The organism is Burkholderia sp. AU16741 (assembly GCF_002223345.1).
Lineage (GTDB): Bacteria > Pseudomonadota > Gammaproteobacteria > Burkholderiales > Burkholderiaceae > Burkholderia > Burkholderia sola.
The window spans coordinates 80,871-93,395 of sequence record NZ_NKEZ01000005.1; the positions used below are offsets into that span (position 1 = coordinate 80,871).

The window sequence follows — 12,525 nt, forward strand, 5'->3', positions numbered from 1 at the left end:
CCGCTCAGCCGCCGTTGAACCAGCGCGCCGCGTAAAGCAGCAGCGCGACGAACACGATCATCGCCGCCCAGGCCCACACCGGCACCGTGCCGGAATCGCGATGCCGGAGCGCGCTCGCCGCCCGTCCGCTCAGCGCGCCGCCGAGATGCGGCGGCAGCGAACGCTTCGTCGCGGCCATCAGCGATGCCGGCCGCAGAAACACATGCTGGCGTCGCTGCGCGGCGGCGCTCGCGCGATTCGGCACGAGGCCGTGCTTCGTCTGCACGACCGCGCAGAACTCGCGGAAGAACGTGTCGGTCCATTCGCGCAGCGCATTGTCGATCTGCCGCCCCGGCAACTCGGCGAGCGGCCCGCTCGCCGTCGCCCAGATCACGTACTCGATTCGCGTGGCGGTCGCGTCGTCATCCGGCGTCAGTACGAGTTCGACCTGGCCGCGCAGCGCGCCCAGGCCGTCGGCGCGCGCCTTGAAGTTGAGCACGCGGCGCGACTGCCCTTGCGCGTCGCCCTGCTCGGCGGCCACATGCGCGCGCACGTCGTAGCGGGCGCGCAGCGGGCCGAGCGGCACCGTGATCGTCAGCGCGAACTCGCCGTGCGCGAGTTTCACGAACGATTCGCAATGGTCGAAGCTCGCCCGCAGCAGCGCGAGATCCTCCAGCGCTTCCCGCACGACAGGCGGCGCAAGCGGTACGCGTAACGTGTCGTTCAATTCCATGACGCCTCCCCGATGAACGCGCGCCGCATCAGGACGTCTCGACAAGACTGTCGACCCGTGCGACATCGAAGGCGACGTAGTGCGCAAGCACGGCGGCCGCCTCCTTCGGTTCTTCATAACTCCATGCGGCGTTCTCGATCACGCCGTCTTCCGTCTGCAAGTCGAAATGCACGGCCTGCCCCCTGAACGGGCAGGCCGACGTCACGCCCGACTTCACGAGCCGGCGCATGTTGACGTCGCTGCGCGGCAGGTAGTGGATGTCCGGAAGCCCCGCTTCACGCACGGTCAACGCGCCGTGCGAATCGGCATAGGTGATGCCGCGATGGATCACGCGCACGCGATGACGGTTCGGCACGATTTCGAGTCGGGGGTCGGCTGCATCGGACATCGTTTCTCCTTCGGGCGGCCGCCAGGCCGGGCAGGAAACGAAAAAGCCACGGCACGCATGCCGTGGCTTTCATTATGGGCGAAACTTCGTCCGATTGCGCGCCGGGAGCCCGGGCCGCGCGAGCGGCTACTGCGCACTCCACTGGAACGCGGCCTTCGTGCCGCCCTTCGCGCCGACCGTGACGGCGCGCGATTCGTCGCTGCCCTGGTACGACGCATGCACCGTATAGCGCCCCGGCGGCACCTTCACGAGCATGTACGGGCCGCGCGCGTCGGTCTTCAGCACTTCGGCGCCCTTGCCGTCGACGATCCGGACGTGGACGTCGGCCAGGAACTCGCCGCCCTTGCCGGTAAAGCGCAGCGCGAGCGGCCACTGCGCCTCGCTGCGCTGGAACGCCGTCGACTCGTCCTGCCCGACGCCGCCGGACACGAAGGTGACGTCGCCCTGCTGGCGCGCGGCGGGCAAGCCGTCGGACTGCGCGTACGCGCCGGTCGCACCGGCTGCGAGGCCGGCGGCCAGCGCCGCGGCGACGGCAAATCGGGACACGTTGCGTAGATATTGCATGGCTCTCTCCTTGGGGTCGGAACACATACGGGGCGCAGCGTCACGCCTTCGAGCAGCGGCCGCGCCCGCCGCGGCCGGCCAGGCCGGCCGTCGGCCGTGGCCGGTCAGCTCAGGTCGACCGGCACGAAGATCTGTGCATTATCGCGCTGGATCAGCAGAGCAAGACTGTTGCCCGCGCCCTTCACCGCGTCGCGCAATTGCTCGGGGCTCGTGACCGGGCGGCCGTTCACCGCGAGGATCACGTCGCCGGGCTGGATGCCCGCGTTGGCGGCCGGGCCGCCGGCCTGCTGCACGATCAGCCCGTGCGACAGGTTGTCCGCGTTGCGCTCCTGCGGCGACAGCGGCCGCACCGCGACACCCAGGCGGCCCTGCTCGACCGGCCCGCCGTCGTTCGACGCGAGCTTCGCATCGGCCATCGCGCCGAGCGTCACGCTGATCGACTTCTTCGACTTGTCGCGCCAGATCTGCAGCTCGGCCGTCGAACCCGGCTTCAGGTTCGCGATCTGCGCGGGCAGCGACGTCGAATCGGCGACCGGCGAACCGTTGACCGACAGGATCACGTCGCCCGGCTGCAGGCCGGCCTTCGCGGCCGGACCGTTGGCGTCGACCGAGCTGACGAGCGCGCCGTCCGGCTTCTGCAGCCCGAACGAGCTCGCGAGCGTCTGGTTCAGCCCCTGCACGGCGACGCCGAGACGGCCGCGGCTCACGTGGCCCGTCTTCACGAGTTCGTCCTTCACCTTGATCGCCTCGTTGATCGGGATCGCGAACGACAGGCCCTGGAAACCGCCCGTCTGCGAGTAGATCATCGAGTTGATGCCGATCACCTCGCCCTGCAGGTTGAACAGCGGGCCGCCCGAGTTGCCGGGGTTCACCGGCACGTCGGTCTGGATGAACGGCGTGTAGTTCTCGTCCGGCAGCGCGCGCGACTTCGCGCTGATGATGCCCGACGTGACCGTGTTGTCGAAGCCGTACGGCGAGCCGATCGCGACGACCCACTGGCCGACCTTGCTCTGCGCCGGATCGCCGATCTTCACGGTCGGCAGGCCGCTCGCGTCGATCTTCAGCACGGCGACGTCGGACTGCTTGTCGGAGCCGACGACCTTCGCCTTGTATTCGCGCTTGTCGGTCAGCTTGACCGTGACGACGTTCGCGCCGTCGATCACGTGCGCATTGGTGAGGATGTACCCGTCCGAGCTGACGATGAAGCCCGACCCGAGGCTCGCGCTCGGCTGGTCGTCCGGCTGCGCGTCGCCGCCCATGCCCGGCACCTGGCCGTAGAAGTGCTTGAAGAACTGGTAGAACGGGTCGCTCGGATCGATCGGCAGTTGCTGCTGCGGCATGCGCCGCGACACCTGCTTCACGACATGCTTCGCGCTGATGTTCACGACCGCCGGGCCGTACGTCTCGACGAGCCCCGAAAAATCGGGAATGCCGGTCTTGGCGGCGGCTTCGGCCGGCATCATGGCGGCCTGCGCGGGCGTGATGATTTGCGGATCGGCGCGGCGGGTACCGGCGAAATAGCCTGCCGACAGGGCGGCCGCCACGGCGACCGCGACGGTGCCGCGTGCAAGGAATCGGGTATTCATCGTAGGACCTCCTCGTTGTTAGGACGCAGCGTAACGACCCTGACTTAAAGGAGGCTTAATCAGTCTTAAGCGGGGCTTAAGCGGCTTCCGGCGCCGGGCCGCCCCCTTCAGACGGATTCGGAAGGCTGCGGCGCCTGAGCCGGCATCTCGGCATCGCGGAACACCACGCTGACGAGCAGGCCGCCCGCGGCCGCATCGCCGAGCGACACCGTCGCGCCCTGCTGCGCCGCCACGCGCTTGACGATCGCGAGCCCGAGCCCGCTGCCCGACACGTCGGTGCGCGCGCGCGCCGTGCTGTCGCGATAGAAGCGGTCGAACACGCGCTCGCGCTCGTCGGCCGGAATGCCCGGCCCGCTGTCGGCGATCTGCACGCATGCGCGGCCGGCCGCGTCGCGCGTCAGCGATACGTCGATGCGGCCGCCGTCCGGCGTGTACTTCACCGCGTTGTCGAGCAGGTTGCCGAACATCACGCGCAGCGCGCCGACGTCCGCGACGACGCTCGCCGCGCGCGTTTCCTCGAAGCCGAGATCGATGTCGTGCCGCTGCGCGAGCGGCGCATGCGCGGCCACGCATTCGGCGAGCAGCGCCTGCAGGTCGACCGGTTCGCGCATCGTCGCGCCGTCCGGCTCCGCGCGTGCGAGCGCGAGCAGTTGCTCGGTGAGACGCGTCGCGCGCGACACGCCGTCCTGGAGATCCGCGATCGCCTCGCGGCGCGACGCATCGTCCTTCGCGCGCGCGACGAGCTGCGCCTGGATCTGCACGGCCGCGAGCGGCGTGCGCAATTCGTGCGCGGCGTCGGCGACGAACGCCTTCTGCGTGTCGAGCGCCGACGACAATCGCGCGAGCAACCCGTTCAGCGCCCGCACGAGCGGCTGCACCTCGAGCGGCAGCCGGCCGTCGGGCAGCGGATCGAGCGCTTCCGGCCGGCGCGCCTCGACCGCGCGCGTCACGCGGCCGAGCGGCGCGAGCCCGCGCCCGACGATCCCCCACACGGCCGCGCCGAGGAACGGCAGCAGCACGATCAGCGGCCACAGCGTGCGCAGCGCGACGTTCGCCGCCAGCCGGTTGCGCACCGACAGCGGCTGCGCGAGCTGCACGACGTTGTCACCGACGATCGCGCCGTACACGCGCCATTCGCCGCGGTCGGTGCGCTCGGTCGAGAAGCCGAGCTCCGCGCGCGGCGCGATCGGCGCGCGCGGATGCGAGAAATACATCAGCACGCCGTTGCGGTTCCAGATCTGGATCACGATGCCTTCGTCGCCGTTGGTGCGCGAGCCGAACACCTGCGAGAACGGCTCCGACGGCAGCGCCGCGGCGATTTCCTGCAACTGGTAGTCGAACAGCTCGTTCGCCTCGGCGAGCGCCTGCCGATAGATGAGCCAGCCCGCCATGCACACGCCCGCGACGACGATCGCGAGCAGCCAGATCAGCAATTGATGACGAATCGACCGCACGCGTCAGCTTTCCTTGACGACCATGTAGCCGAGCCCGCGCACGTTGCGGATCAGGTCCGAGCCGAGCTTCTTGCGCAGCGCGTGGATGTAGACCTCCACCGTGTTGCTGCCGATCTCCTCGCCCCAGCCGTACATCTTCTCCTCGAGCTGGCTCTTCGACAGCACCGCGCCCGGCCGCGCGAGCAGCGCCTCGAGCAGCGCGAACTCGCGCGCGGACAGCGCGACGGGCGCGCCGTCGAGCGTCACCTGGTGCGAAGCCGGGTCGAGCGTCAACGCGCCGTGGCGGATCAGCGACTCGCTGCGCCCGGCCTGGCGGCGAATCAGCGCACGCATCCGCGCGCCGAGCTCGTCGAGATCGAACGGCTTGACGAGGTAATCGTCGGCGCCCGCGTCGAGCCCCTTCACGCGATCGGCGACCGCGTCGCGCGCGGTGACGATCAGCACCGGCAGCGCCAGCCCGCGCCCGCGCAGCGTGCGCAGCACGTCGATGCCGTCGCGCTTCGGCAGCCCGAGATCGAGCAGCAGCAGATCGTACGTCTCGCCGCCGAGCGCCGTCAGCGCGGCGTCGCCGTCCTGCACCCAGTCGACCGCAAAACCGTCCGAGCGCAGCGCCTTGCGCACGCCCTCGGCAATCATTCGATCATCTTCGACAAGCAGAATCCGCATCGGGCCACGCATCCATGGGGCGAGTCAAACACGGCGACCATTGTAGCGCCGCGAATCGCGTGCGCGGCACCCTGCAATGCAACAGTAAGGCGGATTGCAAGGGGCGGCCCGCGACTTGTCTCTACAATGTGCGCTTCGGCGCCCCCCGCGCGCCTGCCCGAGCCCCCGCTTTTCCCGTATTCGCCCATGCCGATTTCCGATCTTTCCGCCCGGTTCGCCCCTCGCGCCCACGTCTGCCTGCGAGCGGCCGCCGTCGTCGCCACCTGCACCGCCCTCGCGTTCGCGCCGCCCGCGCAGGCCCGCAAGAAATCCCACAAGGAAGCGCGCAAGACCGCCGTCGTGTCGCCGGCCGCGCGCGCGGCCGGCCTGCCTGCATCGGTGCTCGTCGCGCTGCAGCGCGCGAAGGTGCCGGCATCGGCGATGAGCGTCGTGGTCGAGCGCGTCGGCGATCCGCAACCGCTGATCGCATGGAATGCGAGCCGGCCGATGCTGCCGGCCTCGACGATGAAACTCGTGACGACCTTCTCGGGCCTGTCGATCCTCGGCCCCGACTACCGCTGGCGCACGACCGCGTACACGGACGGCACGATCGACCCCGACGGCACGCTGCAGGGCAACCTGTACATCAAGGGCACCGGCGACCCGAAGCTCGTGCCCGAAGAGTTGATCGACCTCGTCGACAAGCTGCGCAAGGCGGGCGTCAAGCGCGTGGCGGGCGGCCTCGTGCTCGACAAGAGCTATTTCGCGGCATCGACGCGCGACCTGCCTTCGTTCGACGACGATGCGAGCGCGCCGTACAACGTCGGCCCCGACCCGCTGCTGTATGCATTCAAGGCCGTGTCGTTCACGGTCACGCCGGGCGAAGACGGCAAGGTCGCCGTCGACGTGCTGCCGCCGCTCGCGGACCTGTCGATCGACAACCAGCTCGTCGAAGGCCCGGGCTCTTGCAGCGCGGCCGCCGCGGCCGCGCGCCCGACGCTGACGGCCGGCGGCGGGATCATGACCGCGTCGTTCGCCGGCGACTATCCGCTGCGCTGCGGCGCGCACACGACCAACCTCGCGATCCTCGATCACACGACGTTCTTCGCGCGCGGCTTTCTCGCGCTGTGGCAGCAGGACGGCGGCACGATCGCGGGGCCGGTGAGCGAAGGCAAGGTGCCGACCACCGCGCGGCCGCTCGCCGTGCATCACAGCCCGGTGCTCGGCAGCATCGTCTACGACATCAACAAGTTCAGCAACAACGTGATGGCGCGCAACCTGTTCCTGACGATCGGCGCGGTCAGCGGCAAACCGCCCGCGACGCCCGAGCAGTCGAGCCGCGTGATCCAGGCGTTCCTGCAGAAGAACGGCATCGCGATGCCCGACCTCGTGCTCGAGAACGGCTCGGGGCTGTCGCGCGAAGAGCACGTGAGCGCGCTGTCGCTCGCCGCGCTGCTGCAAGCCGCGAACGCGAGCCCCGTCGCGCAGGCGTTCGTCGATTCGCTGCCGATCGCCGGTATCGACGGCACGATGAAGAACCGCCTCACCAACGCCGGCGTGCTCGGCAACGCGCACATCAAGACCGGCACGCTGCGCGACGTGCGCGCGATCGCCGGCTACGTCGCCGGCGCGGACGGCCAGAGCTACGTCGTCGTCAGCTTCATCAACGACGATCGCGCGGAAGGCGCACGCGCCGCGCACGACACGCTGCTCGAGTGGATCTACGCGGGCGCGCACTGACGATCGGCGCACCGTGCAGCGGGCCGCCGCGACACGGCGGCCCGCGCCCCCCACCGCGTCGCCCGCGAAATTTCGCGCTGCGCGGTTTGAAACGCCCCCCGCCACCGTCGCGCGACGCCCCGCGCGCGCACCGCGTCCGCAAAACAGGGCCGCACCGCCCGGCCCCGTGCAGTAGGGATTCCGTAGAAACCCTGTCCTCAGAGGGAACCCTCTACGCTACCCCCTCGCCTAGCGCGTGACGATTGCGTAGGCTGTTGGCCTGACCGATATCTACAACGGGCCACACGCCCGGCCTCATGGCTTGCAGGGGAACGAAGGAGACACTCGCCCATGCGATTCGACGTCGAATTGCTTCTGCTCGCGCTGGCGCCCGTCTTCCTGCTCTGCATCGCGTGGGAGGCCTGGCACCTCGCCCGCACCCGTGCGCAGGACCGCATCTATGCGTGGCGCGACACGCTGTGCAACGCGGCGCTCGCGCTGATGCACCAGGGCGCCGACAAGCTCGCATGGCTGTTGGTGATTCCCGTCTATGCGTACTGCTACCGGCACTATCGTCTTTACACGTGGCACGACGGCTGGCTGTCGTTCGCGGTGCTGTTCGTCGCGCAGGACTTCCTCTACTACGTGTTCCATCGCGCGAGCCATCGCGTGCGCTGGCTGTGGGCCGCGCACGTCGTGCACCACTCGTCCGAGCGGATGAATTTCTCGACCGCGTTCCGCCAGAGCCTGATGTACCCGGTCGCGGGCATGTGGCTGTTCTGGCTGCCGCTCGCGTTCGCGGGCTTCCCGCCGCAACAGGTCGTCGGCATCGTGCTGATCAACCTGGCGTTCCAGTTCTTCGTGCATACGCAGGCGATCGGCAAGCTCGGCTGGCTCGAATACGTGCTGAACACGCCGTCGATCCACCGCGCGCACCATGCGCGCAACCCGCGCTACATCGACCGCAATTACGCAGGGGTCCTGGTGATCTGGGATCGCCTGTTCGGCAGCTATGTCGACGAAACGCCCGACGATCCGCCGCAGTACGGGATCGTCGAGCGACTCGGCTCGAACAACCCGCTCGTCGCGACGTTCCACGAGTGGGTCGCGATGGCGTCCGACGCGTGGCGCGTCGGCGGATGGCGCAACAAGCTGCGCGCGATTTTCGGCCCGCCCGAATGGGCGAGCGCTTATCATGCGCAGATTGCCGAGGCCGCGAACCAAGATCCGCGCACCGTGCCGCAGGCCGCTGCGCGCGACCGATAAACCGTTTCAGCCAACGGCCGCCGCGCAGCCCGGAACCGAGCAGGCACGCGGCAGATGAGAAACACATCAGGGCCATATCTACGAGGAGATAGAACGATGCAGACACAACAACACGCACTTTCCCGCACGCGTCAGCGCATGCTGCGCACCGCGCAGGTCGCGATCGCCGGCGCCGCGCTCGCGCTGCTCGCCGCATGCGGCGGCGGCGACGACAACAACGGCAGCAGCGCGTCGAACACGCCGCCGTCGGGCGTGAAAATGCAGATCGTGTCGTTCGGCGACAGCCTGTCCGACGTCGGCACCTACTCGCAGATCAAGCTCGGCTTCGGCGGCGGCCGCTTCACGACCAACCCGGGCCAGGTATGGACGCAGAACGTCGCGCAGTACTACGGCGACACGCTGCAGCCCGCGAACCAGGGCGGCTTCGGCATCCCGCTGCAGGCCACCGGCGGCCTCGGCTACGCGCAGGGCGGCTCGCGCGTGACGCTGCAGCCGGGCATCGGCCATGCGGACGCCAGCGTGCCGAACCCCGACTACGCGCAGGCCACCACCACGCCGATCGCCGATCAGGTCAAGCAGTACCTGACGCAGCACGGCAGCTTCAACGCCGGCCAGATCGTGCTGATCAACGGCGGCGCGAACGACATCTTCTACCAGGCCCAGGTCGCGCAGGCGCAAGGCAATACGCCGGCGGCGCAGCTCGCGGCGGCGCAGGCGATCGGCCTGGCCGCGCAGCAGCTCGGCGGGATCGTCCAGCAGATCGTCGCGGCGGGCGCCACGCACGTGTTCGTCGCGAACGTGCCGGACATCGGCGGCACGCCGCTCGCGCTGCAGGGCGGCACGCAGGCCGCGTTCACGCAACTGTCGGGCCTCTTCAACCAGACGCTGGCCGGCACGCTGGCCGCGCTGAAGGTCGACACGACGAAGGTCGCGGTGGTCGATTCGTTCACGTGGCAGGATGGCATCGCGGCCAACTACCAGGCGAACGGCTTCAGTGTGAAGAACACCGATACGGCCTGCAACCTGAAGGCGATGGTCCAGGCCGCGACGCAGTACGGCGTCGCGAACGCGACCGCGTTCGGCTCGTCGCTGTTCTGCTCGCCGCAGACCTACACGGTCGCGAACGCGGACCAGACCTACATGTTCGCCGACACGGTCCACCCGACCACGCGCCTGCATGCGCTGTTCGCGCAGTACGTCGAACAGCAGATCGCGAAATCCGGCGTCGGCAAGTAAGCCGCCGGCCCCGCGCTCAAACGAAAACGCCTGATCGGTTCGCGCCGGTCAGGCGTTTTTTCATTGTCGAGCGGAAGGCGAAGACTGCGTCAGTCGCGCGCTTCGAACGCGGCCGCCGCGCGGCCGAGGCGATCGTTGACCGCGATCCATTCGACGGTCTCGGGCAGCTTCTCGACGAGGATGCGCGCGACCTGCGCGCGATCGAGCGCCCGCAGCATCCCGTACAGGTCGCGTGCATAGGCCTGCGGATCTTCCGGCGCCGCGACGAAATGCACGCCGTCGGCCTGCGCCCAGTGCGCTGCCCGCGACGCGCGGGCGACGAGCGCGACGCGCTCGCCGTCGGTTTGCGCGGCCGAGAGCAGCGGCTCGAGCGCGTCGAACGGCAGCAGCGCGAGCGGCGTGCGCGGCGCGTAATGCGCTTTCAGCGTGCCCGACGCGCGCGGCGCGGTCGCATCGCTGCCGTCCGGCAGCTTCGGCGCGCGGCCGAGCACGTCGGCGATCTGTTGCGGCGTCACGTGGCCCGGGCGCAGCAGCGCCGGGAAACCGCGCGACAGGTCGAGGATGGTCGACTCGATGCCGACTTCGGATGCGCCGCCGTCGAGCACGTGCACGGTATCGCCGAATTCGTCGCGCACGTGCTGCGCGGTCGTCGGGCTCACGTGGCCGAACCGGTTCGCGGACGGCGCCGCCACGCCGCCGTGGCCGCCGCGCCGCGCGCTGAACGCGGCCAGCAGCGCCTGCGCGACCGGATGCGACGGACAACGCAACCCGACCGAATCCTGCCCGCCGCTCACGGCATCCGGAATGCGCGCGTGGCGCTTCAGGATCAGCGTGAGGGGCCCCGGCCAGAACGCATCGATCAGCAAGTGCGCGTCGGCCGGCAGGTCGTCGGCCCAATAGCCCGGATCGCCGCCGGGCGGCAGATGCACGATCACCGGATGGTTCGCGGGCCGCCCCTTCGCCGCATAGATGCGCGCGACGGCCTCGGGGTTCGCCGCGTCGCCGCCGAGCCCGTAGACGGTCTCGGTCGGAAACGCGACGAGCTGGCCCGCGTCGAGCAGCGCGGCGGCCGCGTCGATCTGCGCGGGCGTCACGTGCTTCGGGAGATCGATGGACATCGGCGCGCGCCTCAGTCGAGCGGCACGCGCAGCAGTTGCGCGCATGCGGTGGCCGCGGCGACGGCTTCGTCGCGCGTCTCGGCGGTGAAGTTCACGTGGCCCATCTTGCGGCCGACGCGGGCTTCTTCCTTGCCGTACAGGTGCAGGTGCGCGGCCGGCATCGCGGCGACCGTGTCCCACGGCGGCGTGACGGCGTCGGCCGCCGCACCGTTGGGAAACCACACGTCGCCGAGAATGTTCAGCATCGCCGACGGCGAATGCTGGCGCGGATTGCCGAGCGGCATGCGCGTCATCGCGCGCACCTGCTGCTCGAACTGGCTCGTTGCGCACGCATCGACCGTGTAGTGGCCGGAGTTGTGCGGGCGCGGCGCCATTTCGTTCGCGACGAACGAGCCGTCTTCCAGCACGAAGAATTCGACGCACAGCACGCCGACGTAGCCGAGCGTATCGGCGATCCGGATCGCCGCCTGCTGCGCTTCCTCGACGCGCGCCGCGTCGGCGGCCGGCGCCGGCACGACCGTCAGCGCGAGGATACCGTTGTGATGCACGTTCTGCGCGAGCGGGAACGCGGCCGAGCGACCGTCCGCGCCGCGCGCGATCAGCGCCGACACTTCGTATTTCAGCGGCAGGCGCTTCTCCAGCACGCACGGCACGCCGCCGAGCGCGGCATGCGCGTCGCGCGCTTCCTGCGCGGTGGCGACGCGCACCTGGCCCTTGCCGTCGTAGCCGAGGCGGGCCGTCTTCAGGATGCCCGGCAGCACCGCGTCGAGCGCCGCATCGTCGAGCACGGCGAGCGCCGCCGCCGATTCGATCACGACGTGCGGCGCGACCGGCACGCCCGACGCCTCGATGAAACGCTTCTCCGCGATGCGATCCTGCGCGACCGCGACGCAGCGGCCGGCCGGTGCGACGAACGTCGTGCGCGCGAGGAAATCGAGGCTCGCGGCCGGCACGTTCTCGAACTCCGTCGATACGGCGTCGCAGAGGTCCGCCAGTTCGGCGAGCGCGGTTTCGTCGTCGTACGCCGCGCGCAGGTGGCGATCGGCGACCGCGCCGGCGGGGCTCGTCGGATCGGGATCGAGCACGGCGACGCGATAGCCCATCGACTGGGCGGCAAAGCAGAACATGCGGCCGAGCTGGCCACCGCCGACCATGCCCAGCCACGCGCCGGGCAGGATCGGGGAAACGGAATCAGGAGTTGCGGTCATGTCAGTGGTCGGTCGCGGCGGCACGCGAAAAATGCCCGCCGCAGTAGGAAAATCCGGCGCCGGCCGCAGCGTGCGGCCGCGCGCCATGCCGTCATTCCAGCGGCGGCAGCACCATCGCGTGCGCGGCTTCGTTCTGGCGCACGCGGAACGCGGCGAGCCGGTTCGCGTAGTCGACCGAGTTGCCGGACAGGATCGACACGGCGAACAGCGCGGCATTCGCGGCGCCGGCCTCGCCGATCGCGAACGTCGCGACCGGCACGCCCTTCGGCATCTGCACGATCGAGTGCAGCGAATCGACGCCCTTCAGGTACTTGCTCGCGACCGGCACGCCGAGCACGGGCACGGTCGTCTTCGCGGCCAGCATGCCGGGCAGGTGGGCGGCGCCGCCGGCGCCCGCGATGATCGCGCGCAGCCCGCGCTCGCGCGCCTTCTCCGCATAGTCGAACATCTCGTCGGGCATCCGGTGCGCGGACACGACCTTCGCTTCGTACGGCACGCCGAATTCCTGCAGGATGGCGACCGCATGCTTCATCACGTCCCAGTCGGAACTCGAGCCCATCAGCACGCCGATGAGCGGCGCGCTGTGCGTGTGGGCGGTCTGGACTTCACTCATTTCGTACGTTCCCTCT

At 69.8% G+C, this 12,525-nt stretch carries 12 protein-coding genes; 3 read left to right on the forward strand and 9 right to left on the reverse strand.

Annotated features, from left to right (window positions below):
• Positions 1-4: 4 nt before the first annotated feature.
• The 6 genes from CFB89_RS13610 to CFB89_RS13635 form a co-directional block, all read right to left on the reverse strand.
• The gene (locus CFB89_RS13610) at positions 5-712 is read right to left on the reverse strand and encodes a CoxG family protein (protein ID WP_089468337.1); all 708 of its coding nucleotides are present in this window, start codon (positions 710-712) and stop codon (positions 5-7) included.
• Positions 713-740: 28 nt separating this feature from the next.
• Positions 741-1,100, reverse strand: coding sequence for a DUF427 domain-containing protein (locus CFB89_RS13615; protein WP_089468338.1), 360 nt, complete (start codon positions 1,098-1,100; stop codon positions 741-743).
• 126 nt (positions 1,101-1,226) lie between these two features.
• A complete protein-coding gene (locus CFB89_RS13620; RefSeq protein ID WP_089468339.1) occupies positions 1,227-1,664 on the reverse strand; it encodes a carboxypeptidase-like regulatory domain-containing protein in 438 nt (145 codons plus the stop codon).
• 104 nt (positions 1,665-1,768) lie between these two features.
• Complete coding sequence (locus CFB89_RS13625; protein ID WP_089468340.1) at positions 1,769-3,250, reverse strand: DegQ family serine endoprotease; 1,482 nt, start codon at positions 3,248-3,250, stop codon at positions 1,769-1,771.
• A gap of 107 nt (positions 3,251-3,357) precedes the next feature.
• Positions 3,358-4,704, reverse strand: coding sequence for an ATP-binding protein (locus tag CFB89_RS13630; protein WP_089468341.1), 1,347 nt, complete (start codon positions 4,702-4,704; stop codon positions 3,358-3,360).
• 3 nt (positions 4,705-4,707) lie between these two features.
• Positions 4,708-5,370, reverse strand: coding sequence for a response regulator (locus tag CFB89_RS13635; RefSeq protein WP_006481728.1), 663 nt, complete (start codon positions 5,368-5,370; stop codon positions 4,708-4,710).
• A gap of 186 nt (positions 5,371-5,556) precedes the next feature.
• Here CFB89_RS13635 and dacB point away from each other — a divergent pair, with 186 nt between their 5' ends.
• The 3 genes from dacB to CFB89_RS13650 all read left to right on the forward strand — a co-directional run bounded on the left by dacB (position 5,557) and on the right by CFB89_RS13650 (position 9,570).
• Positions 5,557-7,089, forward strand: coding sequence for a D-alanyl-D-alanine carboxypeptidase/D-alanyl-D-alanine-endopeptidase (gene dacB, locus CFB89_RS13640; protein WP_089468342.1), 1,533 nt, complete (start codon positions 5,557-5,559; stop codon positions 7,087-7,089).
• Positions 7,090-7,419: 330 nt separating this feature from the next.
• A complete protein-coding gene (locus CFB89_RS13645; protein ID WP_089468343.1) occupies positions 7,420-8,334 on the forward strand; it encodes a sterol desaturase family protein in 915 nt (304 codons plus the stop codon).
• 96 nt (positions 8,335-8,430) lie between these two features.
• On the forward strand, positions 8,431-9,570 hold the full coding sequence (locus CFB89_RS13650) for an SGNH/GDSL hydrolase family protein (protein WP_089468344.1): 1,140 nt from the start codon (positions 8,431-8,433) through the stop codon (positions 9,568-9,570).
• Positions 9,571-9,659: 89 nt separating this feature from the next.
• On the opposite strand, the gene CFB89_RS13655 is transcribed toward CFB89_RS13650, so the two are convergent.
• The 3 genes from CFB89_RS13655 to purE form a co-directional block, all read right to left on the reverse strand.
• Positions 9,660-10,688 (reverse strand): L-threonylcarbamoyladenylate synthase, encoded by a 1,029-nt coding sequence (locus CFB89_RS13655; protein WP_089468345.1) that lies wholly within the window; start codon positions 10,686-10,688, stop codon positions 9,660-9,662.
• 11 nt (positions 10,689-10,699) lie between these two features.
• Positions 10,700-11,896, reverse strand: coding sequence for a 5-(carboxyamino)imidazole ribonucleotide synthase (locus CFB89_RS13660; RefSeq protein ID WP_089468346.1), 1,197 nt, complete (start codon positions 11,894-11,896; stop codon positions 10,700-10,702).
• 91 nt (positions 11,897-11,987) lie between these two features.
• On the reverse strand, positions 11,988-12,509 hold the full coding sequence (gene purE / locus CFB89_RS13665) for a 5-(carboxyamino)imidazole ribonucleotide mutase (RefSeq protein WP_050014544.1): 522 nt from the start codon (positions 12,507-12,509) through the stop codon (positions 11,988-11,990).
• Positions 12,510-12,525: the final 16 nt, after the last annotated feature.